The following is a 22,077-nucleotide window of genomic DNA, read 5'->3' as shown; positions in this document are numbered from 1 at the left end:
GACAAGGAGCGGCACGTCGGGTGCCTCGCGGCGGGATGCCGGGGGGCGGGCCGGGTGACGGCGCTCCCGCGTGCCGGTCGCCGGGTGCCGGCGGGGCCGGATGGTACGGAGCGGCACGTCGGGTGCCTCGCGGCGGGATGCCGGGGGGCGGGCCGGGTGACGGCGCTCCCGCGTGCCGGTCAACGGGTGCCGGTGGCGCCGGATGGTGTGGAGCGGCACGTCGAGTGCCTCGCCGTGAGATATCGGGGGACGTCCGGGCGATGAGAATCCTGCGAGTCAGTTACCGGGTGCCGCCGGAGCCGGGGGGCAAGGAGCGGCACGTCGAGTGCCTCACCCGTCAGCAGGTGCGGAACGGGCACCATGTCACGCTGGCGTTCCGGCGGGGGCGGGTGGTGCCGGACGGGGCCGAGGTGCTGGCGTTGCGGCGGACCGCGTTGTCGCCGGTGCTGGCACTCAAGTCGGACGTGCTGGCGTTCGCGGCCGAGGTGGCGGGTGCGATGCGCCGGCGGCCCCGGCCCGACCTGGTGCACCTGCACGGCGATCACGTGGAGGCGTCGGTGCTCGGCCCGGTGTGCCGCAGGCTCGGCGTGCCGCTGGTGCTCACCGTGCACGCCGCGTTGTCGCGGCGGCATCCCCGCTTCACCCGTGCGGCCCTCCGGCACGTCGGCTCCTTCATCGCGCTCGGCACGGCCACGGCGGGAGACCTGGTGCGGGCGGGCGCCGACCCGGGCCGCGTCCAGGTGGCCTCCAGCGGGCTCGACCTGCCCGCCATGGCGCGGCTCGCGCCGGACGGCCCGCGCGAGCCCGGCCTCGTGGTGAGCGCCGGTTCGCTCGAACCCATGAAGAACCACGCGCTGCTCGTCGAGGCGGTCCGCGAACTGCGCCGCACCCGCCCCCACGTACGGCTGGTCGTCGCGGGCGACGGCCCCGAGCACGACAGGCTGCGCCGCCTCGCCGGCCCCGGCGTGGAACTGGCCGGGCGCCTGCCCCGCGAGGAGCTTTACCCGCTGGTGCGCCGCGCCGAGGTGTTCGTGCTCGCCTCACGCCGCCTGCCCGGCAAGGGAGAGGGCGTCCCCACCGCGGCCCTGGAGGCCCTCGCGCTGGGCACACCGGTCGTGGTCTCGTCCGACGCCACGCTCGACCCGGTCGTCACCGACCGCGCCGCCTACCGCGTCTTCCGCTCCGGCTCCCTCGCCGCCCTGACCGCCGAACTCGGCGCCGTCCTCGACGACCCCGCCACCCGCCGCGACCTGGAGAGACGCGGCCGCGCCGCCGCCGCCACCCTGGACTGGCCCGCCATGGCCACCCGCATGGAACTGTCCTACGACCGCGCCCTAGCCGTGGCGCCCCGATGAGCCCGGACCCGGCCCGCCCTGCGGGCCTTCCGGACCCGGCCCGCGCGGCGGGCAGTGGGACGCGTGGGGGGAGCGCGGGGGAGCGGGACGGTGAGCTGCATGTGTGTGAGGTCGTGAAGACGCTCGATGTGGGGGGCGTCGAGGTGTTGCTGGTGGAGCGGCTCAGCCGGGCACCGCGGGTGGGGACGCGGTACACGGTGGTGTGCCTGCGGGCCTCGACGGGGGAGCTGATCGGGCGGTTGCGCGCGGAGGGGGTGGCCGTGGTCGATCTGTCGGGCGGGGCGCGTGCCCTCGGGTACGCGCGGCTGGTGGCCGCGGTGCGGGGGCTCGCGCCCGATGTGCTGAACGTGCACTCGCCGGCCCCGGCGATCGTGTTGCGGCCGTTGCTGCGGCTGGTGTCGCGCCGGCGGCCGCACCTGGTGTCCACCGTCCACTACGCCTACCGCCCGGCCACCGGGCTCGCCGACCGGCTCGTCACCTCGCTGATCGTGCTGATGGACCGGGTCACGCGGCGGCTGGACGACCGCACCGTCGCGGTGTCCGCGCTGGTGGCCCGCTCGCCCTCGGTGCGGCGGGCCCCGGGGCTGACGACCCGGGTGCACGGCGTGGACGTGGCCGAGCAGCGCCGCTGGGCGGCGCGGGCCGCGGAGACGCGGCGGGAGTTCGGGGTGCCGCCGGACGCGTTCCTGCTGGCCTGTGTCGCCAACTTCCGGCCGCAGAAGAACCACCTGATGCTGGTCGAGGCCGCCGCGCGGGTGCTCGCCGAGCGGCCGGACGCGATGTTCCTGCTGGCCGGGGGCGGCCCGCTGCTGGACCGTGTGGCCCGCGCGGTGCGCCGCCGCGGCCTGACGGAACGGGTCCGCGTGCTCGGCCCGGTGCCGCGGGCCAGGCGCCTGGTGGCCGCGGCCGACCTGCTGGTACTCAGCTCCCACTACGAGGGCCTGCCCGTCGTGGTGATGGAGGCGCTCGCCGCCGGCGTCCCCGTGGTGTCCACCCGCGTGGGCGGCGTGCCGGAGCTCGTCGTCAGCGGCCGCAACGGCGTGCTGACCGAACCGGGCTCCGCCGGGGCGCTCGCCGCGGGCGTCCTGAGCGCCATGGACCCCGCCGAGCACGCCGCGCTGCGCTCGGGGGCGCTGACGGGGGCGCCCTCGGTGGACCTGCGGGGCACCGCCGAGTGGTTCGAACGGCTCTACGAGGAGCTCGCGGGTCCCGCGCGGCACGCCTGAGCCGGCCAACGGGGTCCTGACATGTACGCGTATCCGCTGATCGGGGGAAAGCAGTGATCGGTTCAACGCAGGCGGTGGTGACGGGGGTGGCGGGCTTCATCGGCTCGCACCTGGCGGAGTCGCTGCTCGGCCGGGGGGTCCGGGTGATCGGCGTCGACCGGCGCCCGGTGTCCCGCGACCCCGTGGCGGCCCGCAACGTCGCCCCGCTGACCGGGCACCCGGAGTTCCGCCTCGTCGAGGCCGACCTGGCGGACCTGGACCTCGCGCCCCACCTCGCGGACACCTCGGTCGTCTACCACCTGGCGGGCATCCCCGGCGTGCGGTCCTCCTGGGGCGACGCGTTCGCCGACTACCTGACCTGCAACGTCCTGGTGACCCAGCGCCTGCTGGACGCCTGCGCCGCGGCCCGGGTGCCGCGCATGGTGCTGGCGTCGTCCTCCAGCGTGTACGGCGGCACCGCCGGGCGGCCGTCCAGGGAGACCGACCTGCCGAGCCCGCTGTCGCCGTACGGCGTCACCAAGCTCGCCGCCGAACGGCTCGCCCTCGCGCACGCCCGCCGGGTGGACACCGCCACCAGCGTCGTCGCGCTGCGGTACTTCACCGTGTACGGCCCGCGGCAGCGTCCCGACATGGCGATCGGCCGCGTGCTGCGCGCCGCGCTCACCGGCCGTCCGCTGCACCTGTACGGCGACGGCCTGCAACGGCGTGACTTCACCTACGTCGGCGACGTCGTGGCCGCCACCCTGGCCGCGGCCACCGCGCCCGCCAGGGACGAGGTGGTCAACGTCGGCGGCGGCTCCGACGTGTCCATGCTGGACGTGCTGGACTGCGCCGCGGGGATCGCCGGCCGGGAGGTGCCCGTGCGGCGGGAGGGCCGCCAGCCCGGCGACGTGGAGTCCACCCTGGCCGACCTCACCAAGGCACGCGACCTGCTGGGCTACCAGCCGGTGATCTCGCTGGCCGACGGCATGCGGCTGCAGTGGAAGTGGCTCCTGTCCGAGGACGGCGACGAGCACGCCGGTGCGACCGCTGGATGAGACGCCCCGCCGTCCCGCTCCCGGATCCCGGGGCACGGGCGTGACCGACCTGTACACCCGCATCGGCTCCTGGGTCCGTCCTTCGGCCCGGCGCCAGATGCGCGACTTCGCCGTGCTCGGGGCCGCCGGGCAGGTGGAGGCCGTGTTGTCGCTGGCGGCCACCGCCGTCCTGGTGCGCCTCACGGGTGCGGCCGGGGCGGGGGAGGTGCTGCTCGCCCAGTCGATGGCCGCGGTGTGGGCGCTGCTGTGCGACCCGAGGCTCGGCGACGCCGCGCAGCGGTTCGTGCCGGTGCAGGAGGCGGGCGACGCCGGCGGCGGCACGTGGTTGTTCCGCCGCCTGCTGCGCCTGGACGCGCTGATCGGCCTGGCGGGCGCGGCGCTGGGGGTGACGCTGGTCACCGTGGCCGGGCAGGCGGGCGCCGCGCCGCCGGGGCCGGCGTCGCTGCTGGTCCTCGCCCTGCTGTACCAGGGGGGCACCGCGTCCCGGGGCACCTCGGCGGCGGGTTTCGCCATCGCGGGGAAGCTGGAGCTCCTCGGACGGCTGCGGCTCGGCTTCGCGGTGCTGAGCTGCGCGGCCACCGTCACCGCGCTGGTGCTCGGCGGGCCGGTCGCCTACCTGGCGGCCATGGCGTCGGCCGCGGCGGTCACCACCGCCGTGCTCGCCGTGCTGGCCCGGCGCGCCGTCGGTGCCAAGCTCGGCCCCGCGCCGCGCGGGCCCCGGCGCGCCCCGGCCGGGCTCGCCCGGTTCGCGGTCACGACCTCGGCGGCCACCTGCGTGTCCCTCGCGTCCGACAACGGCATCCTCACCCTGGCCGGCCTGCTCGGAGGTCCATCACTCGTGACATTCCTGAAGATCGCCGCGGCGCCCGGACGGCTGTTCCTCGCGACCGTGAGCACGGTGACGGCGCAGCTCTACCCCCGCCTGGCCTCGGCCGCCGTGCGCGGCGACGCGGGCGCGATCCGGCGTGACGTGCTGCGGGCCACGGTGCCGCTGACCGTGCTCGGCGTGGCGGCCGCCGGGCTCGCGCTGCCGCTGGCGCGGCCCGCGCTCGCGCTGGTGTACGGCCCGGCCTACGTGACCCTGGCCACCGCGACGCTCGTCCTGCTGGCCGCCGGATGCGTGCGCGGCGCGGTGGTGTGGGCCAAGGTCCTGCCGCTCGCCGTGGGCCGGCCCGCCGTCCGGCTGGTCGCGGTCGCCACCGAGGGGGTGCTGCTCACCGGGGCCCTGCTGCTCGCCCTCCACCTGACCGCCGGCCCGGAGGCCGCGGCACGGGCGTACGCCCTCGGCGCCCTCGCCGTGGCAGTGCTCTTCGCGGCGGGCTGGCTGGCCCTGCTCCGCCCCCTGGCGGGCCGCCCGTGAACGCCGCCGCCCCCACCCCGCCGCCCGGCCGTGAAACCCCGGGCGCCCCCTTGACCACCCGGCCGCCCGCACACGGTGCCCGGCCGCCCGCGTACGGTGCCCGGCCGTCCGGGCTCGGCACCCGGCCGGAGGGGCCGCCGCGCCGGCCGGACGCCGCGACCGTGCTGCGGTGCGTCGCCGGGCTGCTGGTGGGGGCCGTGGCGTGGCTGCTCGGCCTCATGGGCGAGACGGCCACCCGTGACCTGCTGGCCGGCGTCGCGCTGTTCCTGCTGCCGCTGGACGTGCTGCCCGCCCTCGTGATCGTGACCGTGCGGGACGGCACTCCCACCCTCGGCGCGTTGTCGCCGAGCGACGTCGTGGCCCTGGTCTACCTCGGCCGGCTCGCGCTGAGCCCGCGCCTGCTCGCGGTGCGTCTCACCGCCCCCCGCCTGGCTCTGATCGCGTTCCTGCTGTGGGCGTTTTTCGTCACCTACAACGGCTACGGCCTGATGACGGCGCTGTCGCGCATCGCGGTGTACGCCGCCGTCGGCATCGCGGTGACCTACCGCGCGCGGGGCGACGCGTGGCTGCGCGCCGCCGTCGTCGGCCTCTCGCTGACCGAGATCGCGCTGTACCTGCCGCACGTGCCGGAACGGCTGCGCGGGGTGGTCATCGACGACCCCGCGCACGCCGGCGTCCTGTTCATCGCGGCGCTGCTCGTCGTCGCCGCGTCGCGGATGCCGGGCGCCGCGAAGGCCGCGCTCACCGTGGTGCTGCTGTTCGGCGTCGCGATGACCCTCACCCGCGCGGTGTGGTTCGCCCTCGTCGTGGTCGCCCTCGTCGCGCTGCTGCCGCGCCGCTGGTACATCCCCGTGCTGCTGCCCCCGGTCCTGGCGCTCGTGGCGCTGCCCCTGGTGCCGTGGATCACCGGCGTGTTCGGCCTCAGCACCAGGTCGGCGGCGCTGCGCGTGCGCGGCATCACGGCGGGGTGGGCCGAGTTCATGGACAGGCCCCTCACCGGGCACGGCTGGGCGTTCTCCTCCGGTGCCAAGGAGACCGGCCTCATCGGGGTGGACACCACCTCGATCTACAACCTCTGGCTCTACCTCGGCGCGTGCACCGGCCTGGTGGGCCTCCTCCTGTTCGTCGTCTACGTCTGCCTGCTCGGCCGCGCCGCCGTGCCCGACACGGTGGCGTACCTGTTCCTCGCGGCCGTCCTCGCGATGTCGCTCACCGAGATGCACCTGTACGGCGTGTCGCTGGTCGCCGTGCTGTTCTTCACCATGACCTCCGCCACCGGCAAAGCCCCCGCCACGGATTCGCCAGCCGTCCCGGTGTCGCAGGGACCCGGCACCGGACGCCGCTACTGTCGGCCGTGATCGTTGATCACCGGGACCACGTCGAAGGGGCAGTTCATGGGAAGAGTCGCCACCGCCCGCCGGTGGGCCAGGCACAGCGGCATCAGGCCCGTGGCCGAGGTGACGGGAAGCTGGCTGGCGACCCGGTTCGCGCCCGGCTGGGTGCGGCGCAACACCGCCCCGGCCCTGCACGACTTCGTGTCCTGCGGCGGGCCGCTCGCCAGCACGGCGCCGGTGTTCCTGGAACGGCTCGGCTGGCCGGCCGCCGAGATCCAGCCGCTGCTGCGCGAGTACGAAGACGTCGCCCTGCGGATCGCCGAGCGGTACGAGGCGACCGAACTGGCGTTCCCGCAGCGTTTCGGCGTGGAGGCCGAGACCGGCTTCTTCGTGTACGCGGCCACCCGGCTGCTCGCGCCGGAGGTCGTCGTGGAGACGGGCATCGCCGACGGCCGCTCGTCCTTCTTCTTCCTCAGCGCGCTGGAGCGCAACGGCAAGGGCACCCTGCACAGCTTCGACATCAACCCCAGGGCCGGCCGCCTGGTGGGCGACCACGACCGGTGGCGCCGCAGGATCGTCGACCGCGCCGCGCCCGAGGCGGCGTTCGTCGCGGCGCTGCGCGGGCTCGGCGGCGTGGACTTCTTCTTCCACGACAGCGACCACCGCTACCTCGGGCAGATGCTGGAGTACGAGAACACCTGGCCGCTGATGCGCGCCGACGGGCTGTTCGCCAGCGACGACGCCGACGTCAGCCGCGCGTTCATCGACTTCTGCCAGGCCAGGGGGCGGCGCCCGTGCTTCCTGTTCGACAACAGGAAGATCACCGGGGCCCTGCGGACGTGACGAGCCCCGAGCACTCGGGAGGACGGCCATGTGCGGCATAGCGGGGGTCGTGTCCACGGGACGGCCCGACCCCGCGCTGGTGCGGGACATGTGCGACGCGCTGGTGCACCGGGGGCCCGACGCCGAGGGGTACCACGACGACGCGCACGCCGGGCTCGGCATGCGGCGGCTGGCGGTGGTGGACGTCGCGGGCGGGACGCAGCCGGTCTACAACGAGGACCGCACCGTCGTCGCGGTGTACAACGGCGAGCTGTACAACTTCCCCGACCTGCGGCGCGAGCTCATCGCCCGGGGCCACCGGTTCACCGGCGAGGGGGACAGCGAGTGCCTGGTGCACGCCTACGAGGAGTTCGGCGACGACCTGGTGCACCGGCTGCGCGGCATGTTCGCGTTCGCGTTGTGGGACACCCGCCGGGGGCGGCTGCTGCTCGCCCGCGACCGGGTGGGCAAGAAGCCGCTGTACTGGCGGGCCGGGGGCGCGTCCCTGTGGTTCGGCTCGGAGCTGAAGTCGCTGCTGCGCGACCCCGCCGTCCCGCGCGAGCTGGACCCGGTGGCACTGCACCACTACCTCACCTACCAGTACGTGCCGGCGCCGTGGTCCATCTACGAGGGTGTGCGCAAGCTGCCGCCGGGTCACCTGCTGGTGTGGCAGGACGGCGTCACCGAGGTGCGCAGGTACTGGCGGCTGGACAGCGCGCCGCGCCCGGCCGGCACGGAGGCCGAGGAGGCCGAGCGGCTGCGGGAGCTGCTGCTTGAGGCCACCCGGGTCCGCATGGTGAGCGAACGGCCGCTCGGGGCGTTCCTGTCCGGCGGGCTGGACTCCTCGGCCGTCGTGGCCGCCATGGCCCGGCAGGCGTCCGGGCCGGTCAAGACGTTCACCATCGGCTTCGAGGACCAGGCCTTCGACGAGCGCCGCTACGCGCGCATGGTCGCCGAGCGGTACGGCACCGACCACCACGAGCTGGTCGTGTCCCGGCCGGGCACCGAGCTGCTGCCCGAGCTGACCTGGCACTACGACGAGCCGTTCGCCGACTCCTCGGCCATCCCGAGCTTCTGCGTCGCCCGCCTCAGCCGCGCGCACGTCGTCGTGGCGCTGAACGGCGACGGCGGGGACGAGTGCCTCGGCGGGTACCGGCGGTACGCGGCGATGGCGCGGCTGCGGCGCGTCCCCGTCCCCGAGGCGGCCCGGCCGTGGTTGCGGCGACTCGGCGTGGCGGTGCACTCCCGCGCCCCGGCGCGGTCGCGGCTGCGTGACGCCGGGCGGGTGGTGGAACTGCTCGGCCTGCCGCCGGCCCTTCGGTACGCCCGCCTCATGTCGTGTTTCGGCCCGGCGCAGAAGGCGGCGCTGTACACCGACGCGCTGCGGGAGCGGGTCGCCGGGGTGGACAGCTACGCGCTGCTGGAGGACGCGTTCGCCGCGTCCCGCGCCGCCACCGACGTGGGGCGCCTCATCGACGTGGACATCGCGACCTACCTGCCGGGCGACCTGCTGGTGAAGATGGACATCGCCACCATGGGCAACTCGCTCGAGGCGCGGTCGCCGTTCCTCGACCACCACCTGCTGGAGTGGGCCGCCCGGCTGCCGCTGGAGCTGAAGATCCGCTCGGGCACCACCAAGTACCTGCTCAAACGGGCCGTGGCCCCCTGGCTGCCCGCCGAGGTGATCGACCGGCGCAAGGCGGGCTTCGGCGTGCCGCTGGCGCGATGGCTGCGCGGCGGGCTGCGCGAGCCGGCGTACGACGTGCTCACCGACCACACCGCGCGCTCACGCGGCCTGTTCCGCCCGGCGGCGGTGACCCGGCTGCTGCGGGCGCACGACGCCGGGCACGACCACGCCGACCGCATCTGGGCGCTGATGCAGTTCGAGCTGTGGCATCGGGCCTTCGTGGACCGGCGGGAGAGCCGGGCGCCGGCCCGCGTGCCGGGGAATTGATTGTTTTCGTTTCGGGTAAAGAGCGTGCGGCGCCTTTCCCCGGGCCGGTAGGCCATTACCTACCATGGCGTCATGACGCTGTTCACGGTCGCCAGGAACGCGATGCGCCCGGCATATCTTCCCACGATGGCGCACAAAGTCTATTTGCGCCTGCGCCACGGGCACGACCGTGAGAGAAAGGCCGCCGAGGGGTGGGCGGGCGCGCACGCGCAGGACATGGACGCCTGGGGCCGCCGGGCCGACCCGGCGCTGTGGGAGGAGTCGGTGGCCTTCGCCCGCACCCTCGAGACGTCCGCACGCCCCACGGTGGAACGGGTCGCGGCGGCCGGGGTCGACCTCGGCGGACCTGCCGGGATCGAGCTGCTGTACTTCCTCACCCGGGCCCTGCGCCCCGCCGTCGCGCTGGAGACCGGGGTGGCCGCGGGGTGGTCCACGGCGGCGATCCTCGGCGGGCTGGCGGCCAACGGGGGCGGCCAACTTTATTCCAGTGATTTCCCGTTGTTCCGGATATCCCATCCCGAGCGTTATATCGGGTGCGTCGTCCCGCCGGAGCTCCGGGACTCATGGAGCCTGCACATCAAAGGCGACCGCAGGAACCTGCCGGAAATCCTCTCCCACGTCCCCCCGATAGGCCTGTCCCATTATGACTCCGACAAGACGCGGAACGGGCGGGAGTATTTCCTGCACCGCGTCCGGCCCCACACCGCCCCCCGCCACGTCCTCGTCATGGACGACATCCAGGACAACCTGGTGTTCCGCGAACACGCCGCGACCTACCCCGCGTTCCGCGTCTTCGCCTACCAGGGCAAGTACATCGGCCTCACCGGCCCCGGCCTCCCGGCCGTCGAACGAGGATCCCGCTGATGCCCATCACCGCCACCGGGCGAGGAGTCCGCTGATGCCCGTCACCGCCACCGTCCCGCCGCCCTTGTGCTGCCCCGCCTGCCGCACCACGCTGCGCTCCGGCCACACCGCGCACACGTCACCGTCCACCGGTGTCGCGGAGCAGCTCCGCTGCGACGGCTGCGGCGCCACGTACCCGGTGGACCGCGGCATCCCGCGTTTCGTCCCCAAGGACAACTACGCCGAGTCCTTCGGCTACCAGTGGAACCGCCACCGCCTCACCCAGCTCGACTCCTGCACCGGCCTCCCCATCTCCCGCGACCGCCTGTTCCGCCAGAGCCACTGGACCCCTGAATCGCTCCGCGGCACCCAGGTACTCGAATGCGGCAGCGGCGCCGGCCGCTTCACCGAAGTCCTCTGCGAGACCGGCGCCCAGGTGACGTCGGTGGACATCTCCAGCGCCGTCCACGCCAACGCCGCCTCCAACGGCCACCACCCCAACCTCCGCCTCGTCCAGGCCAGCATCTACGAGATGCCCCTCCCCGAGAACGCCTTCGACCACCTGCTCTGCCTCGGCGTCATCCAGCACACCCCCGACGTGGAACGCACCTTCAAGACCCTGTTCCGCCACCTCCGCCCCGGCGGCCGCTTCTGCGTGGACGTCTACGCCGCCCCCGTCGCCTACCCCCACCTCCGCCAGCTCCTGCGCCCCCTGACCAAACGCATCCCCCCCGCCCGCCTGTACAGATGGGTGGAGAAACTCGTCCCCCGCCTCCTCCCCGTCTCCACCGCCCTGTCCAAGGTCCCCGCCGCCGGCCCCTACCTGACCCGCCTGGTCCCGGTGGCCAACCACACCCACCTGGGCCTGACCAAGACCGAAACCGCCCTGACCTGGTCCGTACTCGACACCTTCGACTGGCTGTCCCCCTGGCACGAGAAACCCCAGACCCGCCGCAGGTTGCTCCGCTGGACCAAGGACCTCTCCTTGCGGGAGGTCACCGTCGAACGCCACCGCGGCCTGTACGTCGTCAGAGGCGTGAAGTAGCGGCCCGGGGCCGCCCGGCCGTGGTGGGCCGGGCGGCGTCGCTCACGAGCGGTAGTTCCAGCCGGACGCGCGCCAGCGCGTCGGGAGGAGCAGGTTGCGGGCGTCCACGATGTTGCGGTGGCGGACCACCGGGGTGAGCACCGACGGGTCCAGGTCCTCGAACTCGGTCCAGTCGGTCAGGAGCAGCACGACGTCGGCGCCGCGGGCCGCGGTGAGGATGCTGTCGGCGTACTCCAGGTCGGGGCGTGCCCGGCGGGCGCTGTCCACCGCGACCGGGTCGTGCACGACCACCCGGGCGCCCTCACGGCGCGCGCCGGCCGCCACGGCAAGGGCGGGGGAGTCGCGCACGTCGTCGGTGTTGGGCTTGAAGGCGGCCCCGAGCGCGCAGACCCGCGCCCCGGCGTACGAACCCCCGAGCAGCTCGCGTCCCAGGGAGAGTATGCGGTCCCGCCGCCCCAGGTTGATCACGTCGACCTGCCGCAGGAACGCGGCCACGTCCTCCAGGCCCAGCTCCGACGCGCACGCGTACAGCGCGCGGACGTCCTTCGGCAGGCAGCCCCCGCCGAACCCGAGACCGGGCCCGAGGAACCGGGGCCCGATGCGGTCGTCGTAACCGAGTGCCTCGGCGAGTGGGAGGACCGCGGCGCCGGTCGCCTCGCAGACCTGGGCGATGGCGTTGATGAACGAGATCTTCATGGCGAGGAACGCGTTGGCCGACACCTTGACGAGTTCCGCGGTGGCGTAGCCGGCCACCACGACGGGACATCCCTCCTCGATGACCGTCCGGTACACCTCCCGCAGCACCTTCTCCGCCCGGGGCGTCTCCACCCCGAACACCAGCCGGTCCGGCCGCAGCGTGTCCTCGATGGCGTGACCCTCCCGCAGGAACTCGGGGTTCCACGCCACCTCGACCTGGTCCGTGCGCCGGGCGACGATGTCCGCCATCCGCCGCGCCGTCCCCGCCGGCACCGTGGACTTGCCCACGATGACCGACGGCCCGGACAGCCGGTCCGCGAGCTCGGTGAACGCCGCCTCCACCCACCGCAGGTCCGCCGCGCACGACCCGGGGGCCTGGGGTGTGCCGACGCACACGAAGTGCGCATCGGCCCCGGCGAGATCGTCGTACGACGTGGTGAACCGCAGCCGGCCCGACTCCACCCCCTTGCGGAGCAACGCACCGAGGCCGGGCTCGAAGAACGGCAGCTCGCACGCGGACAGCGACGCGATCTTCTCGGCGTCCACGTCCATGGCGACGACGTCGTGCCCGAGCTGCGCCATACCCGCCGCGTGCGCGGTGCCGAGGTAGCCGGTGCCCACCACGCTCACGGTCAACCCGGACGCAGCCATCAAGAACTGATCTTTCCGGTGCCCGCGTCCACGGCGAACACCCGGCCGGGGCCGCCCGCGCCGGACAACGTGCCGGCCGGCGCGTGACAGGCGTACCCATGGCCCTGGAGGTGCCCGGCGCCGACCGGCGGGTGCCCGGACGGGGCGGCGGACCCTGGGCTCGACGCCCGGCCGGCCTGGCTGTGACGAAGCGTGTGGCCACGGTGTTCGTGATCCTCGGTGTCGAAGGGAAAGTACGTCCTGCGGGTGTCCTGGTGGACCGCCCGTGCCGGGCACGCCACCACCCGCCGCGATCCGCCGCCGGCCACGCCGGCGCGACGGGCCGCCGCCTGTGCCGGGTACGCCATCACTCGTCGCGGTCCGCCGCCGGCGCGGCCGGCCTCCGGCGGGGTGGCCGGGCATCGGCCGTGGTGGTGCGACGGCCCCCCTGCCGGCCTCGCGCCGGCGACCCCGGACCGTGGGCCGGCCGGCGCCGGCAGGTTCACGCACCTCCCCGTCCGCCGTCCGCCGCTTGCCCATCGCGCCATTCCCGCCACCTCCGAGATCTGATCGTTTTCCGGCAGGAGATCTTTTTTAGGCCCCCGCCACGCGCATGAGCGCCCCCGGCGGGCCAAGACACGGAAGAGCTCTACTCAAATCGGTGGCTGGACGGCGCTTTACGTGGGGTTTCAGGGGATTTCGGCCGGCAGACACGCCTGGCCGGTGCGGGTGACCGTCCCCACCGCCGCGGCGATCTACAGTCGGGCTCATCCGAACGTGAAGGGCGGGGTCATGGGGGAGAGACTCGTCGTCGTCGGGCAGGGCTACGTGGGCCTGCCGCTGGCGATGCGCGCGGTGGAGGCCGGTTTCGACGTCGTGGGCGTCGACGTGGACACCTGGCGGGTCAAGCGCCTGGAAGCGGCCCAGTCGTACGTCGAGGACATCACGGACGAGGAACTGGCCGCCGCCCACCGCACCGGCCGCTACCGCGCGAGCACCGACCACGCCGACGCCGACCCGTTCGACGTCTGCGTGATCACGGTCCCCACCCCGCTCCGCGACGGCGTCCCCGACCTGCGGCACGTCACCGCCGCCGGCGAGTCGATCGCCCCCCTGCTGCGCCCCGGCGCCACCGTGGTCCTGGAGTCCACCACCTACCCCGGCACCACCGAGGAGCACCTGCGCCCCCTGCTGGAGGAAGGCAGCGGCCTGCGCACCCCCGGCGACTTCCACCTCGGCTACAGCCCCGAACGCATCGACCCCGGCAACCGCCACTGGCACCTGGAGAACACCCCGAAAGTGGTCGCCGGCCTCGACGCCGACGCCCTGGAGCACGTCCGCGCCTTCTACGGCCGCATCGTCCGCCAGGTCGTCCCCGTGTCATCGCTGCAGGTCGCCGAACTGTGCAAACTCCTGGAGAACACCTTCCGGCACGTCAACATCGCCCTGGTCAACGAGCTGTCCATCTTCGCCGCCCAGCTCGGCATCGACGTCTGGGAAGCCATAGACGCCGCCTCGACCAAACCCTTCGGATACATGCGCTTCACCCCCGGCCCCGGCGTGGGCGGCCACTGCCTCCCCATCGACCCGTCCTACCTGTCCTGGCGGGTGAAACGCAGCCTCGGCCACAACTTCCGCTTCGTGGAACTGGCCAACGACATCAACGACCACATGCCCGACCATGTGGTCCACCGCCTGACCCTGGCCCTCAACCGCCGCGGCAAACCCGTCAACGGCAGCCGCGTCCTGGCCCTGGGTCTCGCCTACAAGAGGAACACCGGGGACTGCCGGGAATCCCCCGCCCTGGAAGTGGTCAGGTCCCTGACGAAACTAGGCGCCAAGGTCCACGCCGCCGAACCCCACGTGGACCCCTTCCTCCTTCCTCCCGGCATCCACCTGACGACCCCCACCCCCCAGGAACTCACCAAAGCCGACGCCGTGGTCATCCTCACCGACCACGACCTCTTCGACTACGAGACGATCCGCACCACCGCCCCTTTCATCTTCGACACCAGAAACCGCTGCCACGGCCCCAACGTGGAACGCCTGTGACCACGCCGCCCTCCGGCCGGCGCCGGTCAGTAGTAGATGTACTGGTCGACGTCGACGGCGGCGCCCGCCGTGGCCAGCCACTCGACGAGTTCCCGGCTCAGTGAGATCCCTTTCTCCAGTGGTTCGTCCGGGGTGCGGAACTCCTGGACGACGACCAGCGAAGCCTCCCAGCCCTTGTCCGCGCATACGTCACGAAACCTGCGCGCCAGCGGAAGACCCCACGAGACCAACGCGTCGAACGCCTCCTCCGGCCGCTCCACCCGCGGCCCCGGCCCCAGGGGGACGCTCCAGGAACTGAACTTGTGCGGCCGGCCGGTTCTGACCGACGGTTCTCCGGCACGGGTCGCGGTGCCGGCCGCCATGCCCGTGGCGGCCGTCACCTCCGCCGGATCGCCGTCGTCGCTGACGAGACGCAGCGATATGCGAAACATTGCTATCGATCCCACTTGAAGCTGGTTCTGATTTTTGCCTTGCCATCCTTGCGGATCAGCCAATAGTAGCCGTCCGATCCCCTGTACACGTCGAATCTGGAGATCTGCGCACCGCGCCCGAGCTCGTCCTGCTTCAGTTCGTGCGGGTCGATGCCGTACTTCTCCTCCAGCTCCTTCTCCAGACGCTTTTCTTTTATCTTGTTGAAGGAGACGGCTTCCTCTATCGCCTTATCGGCGGCGTCTCCGCAGTCCGGCTCGGAACTCGCGTTGGCATTGTGCACCAGCACGTCGGCCGAGCCCACGGACACGTAGTAGGTGTGGAAGCCCTCGATCTCCAGGTTGTGCACGCGCTGACCCGGCCGATGGCCACGTTCGACTCCGGTGATCAGAAGGTCCGCGCCGCCGGGCGACCGGAGACGCATACCAGGCCGCAGCGCGGAGGCGTTGAACCAATGGCCCTGATCACCCACCCAGAAGGGATGTCTGTCCGTCGCGACGACCACACCAGAGGCGACCGTTATCGTGACGACGTCCTTGTCCCCGAGGTCGGTCAGCAGCGCCTCGACGCGCTTGGCTTCGGTCCGGCCGGTCTCGGGATCGTAGGCGAGCACCCTGTCGCCCACTTCGACGCTCTCGATCGGCTTGTGACCGCCATCGGCCATCAGTACTTTCACGCCAGGAACGAAGCTGCTGCACGACTTGATGGCCTTGCCCAGATAGCCGCCGAGCTTCTGACCGGCCTTCCCGGTTTTGCTAGCGAGTTTGAGACCTGCGACCGCCAGTTTCTCACCCGGGATGAAACTCGCCGCGAATAACGCGCACGAGCCGACGCTGCCTTCAGTGCATTTAACCGCATCTTCGAGCATGAATTTCACGACGCCGGCGGTGAAGCGGGCCACGTTTCCCGCCACGCTGTCGTCGTAGTACTCGAACGGATCGAACCCGAGAAGTTGTTCCAGTTGCTGGTCGATCCGGCCGATGCACAGGTAGTCGGAGCAGTGAGTCCGCGCGACGAGCAGGTTCGCGACCGCCTGCCGCCAGCGTTCCGCCTCTTGGATCGCGCGCTTGGCGAGCTTCTTCTGCTTGAGGTACTCCTTGCACCAGACCGACGCTTCCTTCTTGCACAGATGGTCCTTGTAGCTGTCGCATTCCGCCTGGTTGGTGCATGGGATGAGGCCGTTGGGGTCGGAAAGCCCCACAGGGTTGCCCCCTGCGTAGCTGTAGGGATTGGTCCACTGCGGCCGGGACATGTCCAGCAGAGGGTCGGTGGAGACGAACCTCGCGATGGCGGGGTCGTAGTAGCGAGCGGACAGGTAGTCGAGACCGGTCGAGCCGTCCTCGATCTTGCCCAGGAACCCGCGATCGGTGAACGGAAGGTCGTCGACGCCTCGGCGCTCCCCGTACGGGAGATAGCGTTCGCGGCTGACCTGGCCGGTGGTGTCGTCGACGGCGAGTTGCTGGCTGCCCTGCAGGCCGGAAGCCAGCCAAGTCAGTCCGCTCGCACCGGAGCGCATGGCGACGGTGGAACCGTCGGGAGCCGCGTAGTAGCGCTTGCCGGTGAGCTGACCGTTCGCCAGCTCGAGCTCCATGGACCCGAGGAAGAGCGTGACCCTGCCGTCGGGGTCGCGGCGGATGAGGCGTTCCCCTTCGGCGTCGTACACCATCGTGGTGTCCTTGCCGTCGATGGTGGCCTTGGTGAGCTTGCCCAGTTCGTCCCACTGGAAGGAGCCCGCTTTGCCGGCCACGGTACGGGCGGTGAGGCGGCCGGCGTCGTCATAGGTGTAGCTGTCGCTGACGCCGCCGGGACGGTCGATGGAATTCACCGCGTTGGGACGGACCGCCGTGGCACCAGGTGCCGGGTAGCGGTAGGCCGAAGCCCGGCCGTTGTCGGTGAAGGTGGTGATGTTGCCGACGGCGTCGTAGGCGTACTGCTGCTTGTACGGATCGATGCCTTGCCCGTCGGCACCGGCCACACCATCGGCACACGAGGTGGCGGTCGTGGTCCACGCTTCCGACAACCTCTGCAGGCCGTCATAGGAGAAGCATTCCGACTGCCCCGGGGTGCCGCCTGGAACCGCCGAGGCGGCGTCGAGGACACGGGTGATCTGACCGGCGGTGTCGTAGTAATACCGGTCGTCCTGCGCCACCTGCGGGGTGCTGGTGTCAGCCTTGGCCGTGGTAACGACGCGGGTCAGCCATCCCGTGGAATCGTTCCAGGTCAAGGCACGTTTGATTTTGCCGGCTGCGCCGTAGGAGCGCTCGGCGAGCCGACCCGTCGGGGTGTACTGGGTGGCCTTGACGTAGGTGAATCCGCCGCCGAGATCCGACGTCAGCCCGTACGCCAGCCCGAGATCGGTGAAGGTAGAGGTGATCTTCTCGGCCGGGAGCCCGCCTGCGGCCGGCATGCCCACCTCGCTGAGCTTTCCCGAGGCGTCGTACCCGGCGGTGAACTGATAGTCCCCGGCGAGCAGGCCCTCCGAGGACGGAATCGTGAGAACCGAGCCGGTGGGCCGCCCCATAGCGTCATAGCCGGTGATCCGGTCCACGTAGGCGTGATCGTTCACGAACCGTGTGGACGACGTCAGCTTGCCTTTGGCCAGGGTGTCGTAGACCCACTCGACCAGCTTGACCCCCGTGCCGGCGTCCCCCGACCACGCGGCGGTCTTCCTACCCAGATCGTCATAGCTGTAGGAGACCTTCTGGCCGTTGCCGTCCACGGTCCACGCGAGGAGGCCGGCGGCATCGAAGTGCTGCTGACTGTCGCCGGCGTCGGGATCGTGAGCCGATGTCCGGTGTCCCTGCAGGTCATAGGTGAAGGTTCGCCGGTTGCCGTTGGCGTCCACCATCGTGGTGACATGACCAGAGGTGTCGTACGTGTACTTCGTATCGTGATGCGTGGACGCGTCGGCCCACTCTTCGATTTTGGTGGTCTGATCCCTGATGTCCTTGTGGAAGACGCTCTTCCCGCCCACGGGCGGCTGGACCTCAAGCCGATCACCGAAGTACCGCGTGATGTTGCGCCGCAACTCTGCCGAGGCGCCGTACTCGATCTCCGCGACGGTACGACCCACGCCGTCGTAGATCAGTTTGGTCCACTGAGGCAGGCTCGTCAGCACGGGGTTGAGGAGTCCGCTCCCGGGGGCGCCGGAGGCGTAGGCGGCACCGGATGTGGCGGCGGTGAGCCCGCGCGCGTCGTAGGCGATCGCCTTGATGATCCGGCCGCCGGCCGGCGAAGCGGCCTGGGTTTCACGTGGCCGCCCGGTGCCGTCGACATAAGTGTGCGTGCTCACCCATTTGGCGGTTGAGCCGGACCCCGACCGCAGGGTGTTGATGGTGGTCTTGGCGGCCGAGGTGGGCTGCCCGAGCGTCCCGTCATAGGGAATCGTGTAGTTGACGTATGCTGCCGGTGTGCCACCGCTCTGGGGGCGTTCGGGGGTCCACAGCCGCTGAGTACGGCCGAGAGCGTCGTATTCGAGGGTGACCTCGTTGCCGTCCGAGTCGCGCATCCTGACGTTCTGACCGGTCGCCGGTGCGGGCCAGTTCGTCCCTGTGTGACCCTTCGGGTTGGTCACCGTGATTCCCTCGACGGGGTATCCCGTCTGCGGCTTGTACGCGGTCGTCGTGGTCATGCCACGCGCGTCGGTCGTGGAGGCGGGGCGCCCGTACCTGTCGTAGGTGGCCCGCACCGTCGCGAACTCGGTGTCGCTGACGGACGTCCGGGTCTCGGTGGCGTCACCGCGGGTGGGGGTGTTGGCGGACGGGCTCGTGGCGCCGTCGTACAGCGTCACGGTCCTGGCCAGCAGGGTTCCCGAGGTGCAGGCGTCGCCGGCCCGGCGCTCCACGGTCGCCGGATAGTGGAGCAGCCACTTGGCGGTGTTGCGCGCGTAGGTGAAGGTGGTGCAGGTGTTGTCCGCGGCGTCCGCGGTGTCGCCGTAGTCGTTCACCTTGGTGGGCAGGCCGTAGGAGTCGTAGGCGGTGCGCTGGTCGGCGTAGCGGAATCCGCTGGTGACGGCTTCGCGGGAGACCTGGCGGCTGGTAGTGACGAGCGACGGGTCGTGGATGCCCGGGCCGTTGCCGGCCAACTGGATCGCGTACTCGTACCGTGTCGAGCGGACCTCGGCGTAGCCGCCCAGGACCGGACCACCCGGAGGGGTGGTCGGCGTCGCGGTGGGGGTCGGCGTGGGAGTCCGGGTGGGGGTGGGCGTCGGGGTCGAGGTGGCGCAGGCGCCGAGGTCGAGCCACGAGGAATCGACCCCGGGTTCGGCGCCGATGCCCATGTTGAGGTTCTTGGCCTCCCAGTGGTGGCTGACCCAGGTGACGCGGTTGCCCTTGCCGTAGAAACTTGTCCTGGACCATGTGGGATACGTGCACGCGGACGTGGCGGTGCCGGACAGGCCGCTGAGGAGTGCGCGGGCGGGAGCGAGCGCGGCGCCGATCACTTTGGCGCCGTGGAGCGCGGCCACGGGTCGGGTACCCGCCGTGGCGAGGCCCGGCCGTGGCGGAGAGCCGTGACGTTGTGCGGGAACCGGTGGCCCGGCCGCCGGGCGGCCTTGTGCCACGGAGGGGGCGGCGCCGTTGCCGATGGTGGTGGCGCGCCAGGTCTGTTCCTGAAGGATACGGCCAGCCAGGACGCGCAGGTCGTTGTAAGCGACGCCGTCGAAGTCGGTGACGCGGGTGCCCTTGGCGCTGCCGGAAGCGTTGGGGTCGTCGTACATGCCGCGGAAGAAGGCGGTGGTGGTGACGCTGTAGTCGTCGGGGCTGGCGCCGGCGCCCTTGATGGTGCGCACGGTCTGGTAGCCGCGGAACTCGTCCCAGTCTTCCGAAAGAGTCTTGCAGTAGCCGGTGACCGGCGGAGTGCAGACCAGTCCGTTCAACGTGGTGGCCTTCATGTAGTCGAAGGCGCGTGCCCAGGCCGGGGTGCCGAGGTATTCGTAGCGGGTGGGCATGTCGGGTGAGCCGCCGACCAGGTCCTTCTCGACGGTCTGGGTGACCAGCCATTTCATGTAGACGGCGCGGCTGGTGCGGGGGATGCCGCTGGAGTCGTAGTAGGTGCCGAGGGTCGCCCGGTAGCAGTCGCGGGCGTTGGTGTCCCAGCCGGTGCTCGGGTAACCCGAGGGGTAGGGGCAGGGATTGGCCTGCCCGTAGTACACGTCGGTGCGCCCGCCGAGGCCGTTGTAGACCGCCGAGATGCGGGGCATGCGTAGCCGGGCCTTGCCCTGGGCCTCGTCGTAGTCGGCGCGGTTGTCCAGCAGGGTGGCCTCGAAGTCCACCGGCGGCAGCGGGATGTCGGGGCCGTCGCCGGCCAGGCCGACCGGGCGCAGGGTGTCCAGCCACAGCACGGGACCGGCCGGGGGCAGGCCCTGCAGGATCTGTGTGTAGACCCACTTGTAGCCGGCCTCCAGCCGGTACACCTGATCCCACTGCGAGGTCGCCGGATTGTGGACCGAGGTCACGATGGTGTTCAGCCGCTTGGAGATGTAGAACGCCGGCCCGGGGGTATCGCAGGGCTGGATCACGTCCGCAGGGCCGGATGGACAGTTCAGGTCGGTGGGGGTGTCGTTGTCCCACGGCATGCCGGAAACGGGCGGGGTTCCGCGGTCGACGGCGTTGAAGGTGACCCGGGCGGTGTGCGCCGAGCCGGCGACGTTGGTGTTACGGCCGTACTCCACCTGCGCCAGGTATCCGCCGCGGTCGTAGGCCACCCGGAAGGCTCGTCCGTCACCCAGAGGCCCCGGCTGGCACAGCGCGCCGACGGTCTTGCAGTACCAGTTCTCCTCGCGGGTGTAGGTGTAGTCGACCACATTGCCGTGGGGATCGGTCTCCTGGTCCAGGTTCCACCGCCAGGTGGCGTTGCACAGTCCCGGCGTGCCGGTCTTGGAGTAACTGGAATGACATGGCTCGCCGGTGTCGTCACCCACGTACGCGGTCTGCCAGTTGGAGTCCCGCTGGGCACCGAACCGGTAGGTCGTGCCATCGGTGGTGGTGACCACCCAGGACGACAACCCGGAGGCGACGTCCAGTACGTAGGCGACCTTCCAGCCGTAGTCCTCCACCGTCTTCCAGGTGCCGCTGCTGCGGTCCTTGACGATCGCGGAGGACTTGCCGTCCACTGACAACACCAGGTAAGAGGTGGTGTGGTCGGTGGTCGCCGAGTCCCCGTCGTTCTCATCGGGGGACTCCCAGCACTGATGCTTCCAGTTGACCTGGTCGGGGTTCTTGGTGGTCTCTGCCGTGTCGTCGGAGCACGGCCGGAAGCGGCGCTCGACGTACCCGGTCGGGACGTCCCACCCCATGCCGGCCACAGAAGCCTGGTTGTTGGTGTAGTTGGTCAGCCCGTCGATCGCCGACGACGAATACGACAGCGCCAGCTTGGGAGCCTCGCCGGCCACCGGCGGCGGCACCGGGATCGGGTAGGTGTAGGAGAACCCGCCGCCCGAGAGCCCGACCTGCCAGGAGCCTGCCGCCTTCAGGTCGGTCGCGGCGAAGTTCCCCGTACCCGCACCCGGATCCTCGGCCGCTGCCATCGTGGCCATCACATACACGGTCCCTTGCGACGATGGCGTGGCCGCGGAAGCGTCCACCTCGGCCACCAGGTGCCGCGAGGCGGCGTCATTGTCGCTCGGTACGAAGCGGGCCTTCGCCGCGGACTTGGCACATACCGTGTCCGGCCGTGCTTCCAGCACACACGCCGGCATCTCGATCAAACCCAGCCGGGATGCCGCGCTGGCGGGCAACGCGGCGGCGAATCCGGAATAGTCGAGACCCACCCGTACACGTCCAGGCGTGTGGGCACCATCGGCACGCGTGACTCGCACCCCCACCGCCACGCCACCCAATCGCTTGGCCGCGTCGGCGCTCAATGTCTCCACCCGCACCTTGCCCGGCGAGCCGGTTCCACTCGCCTGAGCTACCGTGACGGGCTGACCGGGCACTTTGGCGGCACCGGCACCGATCGTGACGTCAGCCACTCCCGCACCGGGCCACACCGGTGTCGGCGGCTTCCCCGCCGGGAAAGGAAAGTCCTCCGCGCCGTCGACGGCGGCGACCTTGCGAACGGGTTGCCCCTCCACCGGCCGCTCCCGCGCCGCGGAGGCAGACGAGGAAGGCGACACAAGATCGGTGATCAAACCGGCACCGGCGCCCGTTAACACCACGGAAAGAATCGCGAACAGCCAAATTTGAGCATGCCGAAAACGCACGCCACACCCTCCGAAATCCCCGTCAATCCGCGGCGTCGGCCTCAGCCGGCCGCGTAAACCCCGTATAAATCATGCCAAATCGAATTTATTTTC

14 protein-coding genes are annotated in these 22,077 nt (G+C 71.6%); 10 read left to right on the top strand and 4 right to left on the bottom strand.

The annotated features are described in order from the left end of the window. Positions 1–260: 260 nt before the first annotated feature. The 9 genes from ABGB17_RS27650 (at position 261) to ABGB17_RS27610 (ending at position 10,976) form a co-directional block, all read left to right on the top strand. Positions 261–1,355, top strand: coding sequence for a glycosyltransferase family 4 protein (locus ABGB17_RS27650; RefSeq protein ID WP_347634637.1), 1,095 nt, complete (start codon positions 261–263; stop codon positions 1,353–1,355). A gap of 113 nt (positions 1,356–1,468) precedes the next feature. After that, the gene (locus tag ABGB17_RS27645; RefSeq protein ID WP_347634635.1) at positions 1,469–2,581 is read left to right on the top strand and encodes a glycosyltransferase; all 1,113 of its coding nucleotides are present in this window, start codon (positions 1,469–1,471) and stop codon (positions 2,579–2,581) included. 53 nt (positions 2,582–2,634) lie between these two features. Beyond that, positions 2,635–3,618, top strand: a complete 984-nt coding sequence (locus tag ABGB17_RS27640) for an NAD-dependent epimerase/dehydratase family protein (RefSeq protein WP_347634633.1) — start codon at positions 2,635–2,637, stop codon at positions 3,616–3,618. Positions 3,619–3,658: 40 nt separating this feature from the next. Next, positions 3,659–4,978, top strand: coding sequence for a hypothetical protein (locus ABGB17_RS27635; protein WP_347634631.1), 1,320 nt, complete (start codon positions 3,659–3,661; stop codon positions 4,976–4,978). Between the two features lie 50 nt (positions 4,979–5,028). Then, positions 5,029–6,336, top strand: a complete 1,308-nt coding sequence (locus ABGB17_RS27630; protein ID WP_347634629.1) for an O-antigen ligase family protein — start codon at positions 5,029–5,031, stop codon at positions 6,334–6,336. Between the two features lie 36 nt (positions 6,337–6,372). Continuing rightward, the gene (locus ABGB17_RS27625; RefSeq protein ID WP_347634627.1) at positions 6,373–7,155 is read left to right on the top strand and encodes a class I SAM-dependent methyltransferase; all 783 of its coding nucleotides are present in this window, start codon (positions 6,373–6,375) and stop codon (positions 7,153–7,155) included. Between the two features lie 28 nt (positions 7,156–7,183). After that, positions 7,184–9,088, top strand: a complete 1,905-nt coding sequence (gene asnB, locus ABGB17_RS27620) for an asparagine synthase (glutamine-hydrolyzing) (protein WP_347634625.1) — start codon at positions 7,184–7,186, stop codon at positions 9,086–9,088. 72 nt (positions 9,089–9,160) lie between these two features. Beyond that, a complete protein-coding gene (locus ABGB17_RS27615) occupies positions 9,161–9,952 on the top strand; it encodes a class I SAM-dependent methyltransferase (RefSeq protein ID WP_347634623.1) in 792 nt (263 codons plus the stop codon). 34 nt (positions 9,953–9,986) lie between these two features. Further along, a complete protein-coding gene (locus tag ABGB17_RS27610) occupies positions 9,987–10,976 on the top strand; it encodes a methyltransferase domain-containing protein (RefSeq protein WP_347634621.1) in 990 nt (329 codons plus the stop codon). Positions 10,977–11,018: 42 nt separating this feature from the next. On the opposite strand, the gene ABGB17_RS27605 is transcribed toward ABGB17_RS27610, so the two are convergent. Beyond that, on the bottom strand, positions 11,019–12,323 hold the full coding sequence (locus ABGB17_RS27605) for a UDP-glucose/GDP-mannose dehydrogenase family protein (RefSeq protein ID WP_347634619.1): 1,305 nt from the start codon (positions 12,321–12,323) through the stop codon (positions 11,019–11,021). Further along, positions 12,323–12,670, bottom strand: coding sequence for a hypothetical protein (locus ABGB17_RS27600; protein ID WP_347634617.1), 348 nt, complete (start codon positions 12,668–12,670; stop codon positions 12,323–12,325). The genes ABGB17_RS27605 and ABGB17_RS27600 overlap by 1 nt, the downstream gene beginning before the upstream one ends. A gap of 424 nt (positions 12,671–13,094) precedes the next feature. On the opposite strand from ABGB17_RS27600, the gene ABGB17_RS27595 reads away from it, so the two are divergent. After that, positions 13,095–14,354 carry a nucleotide sugar dehydrogenase gene (locus ABGB17_RS27595; RefSeq protein WP_347634615.1) on the top strand — a complete coding sequence of 420 codons (1,260 nt, stop codon included), beginning with the start codon at positions 13,095–13,097 and terminating at the stop codon, positions 14,352–14,354. 26 nt (positions 14,355–14,380) lie between these two features. Here the strand turns inward: ABGB17_RS27595 and ABGB17_RS27590 are convergent, their stop codons facing one another. Then, positions 14,381–14,785 carry a DUF4279 domain-containing protein gene (locus ABGB17_RS27590; protein WP_347634613.1) on the bottom strand — a complete coding sequence of 135 codons (405 nt, stop codon included), beginning with the start codon at positions 14,783–14,785 and terminating at the stop codon, positions 14,381–14,383. A gap of 2 nt (positions 14,786–14,787) precedes the next feature. Continuing rightward, the gene (locus tag ABGB17_RS27585; protein ID WP_347634611.1) at positions 14,788–21,984 is read right to left on the bottom strand and encodes an RHS repeat-associated core domain-containing protein; all 7,197 of its coding nucleotides are present in this window, start codon (positions 21,982–21,984) and stop codon (positions 14,788–14,790) included. Between the last annotated feature and the right edge of the window lie 93 nt (positions 21,985–22,077).

It is taken from the genome of Sphaerisporangium sp. B11E5, from assembly GCF_039871875.1.
Classification (GTDB): domain Bacteria; phylum Actinomycetota; class Actinomycetes; order Streptosporangiales; family Streptosporangiaceae; genus Sphaerisporangium.
Note: the sequence above shows the minus strand (reverse complement) of the source record. Positions and strands in the feature narration are given on the sequence as shown.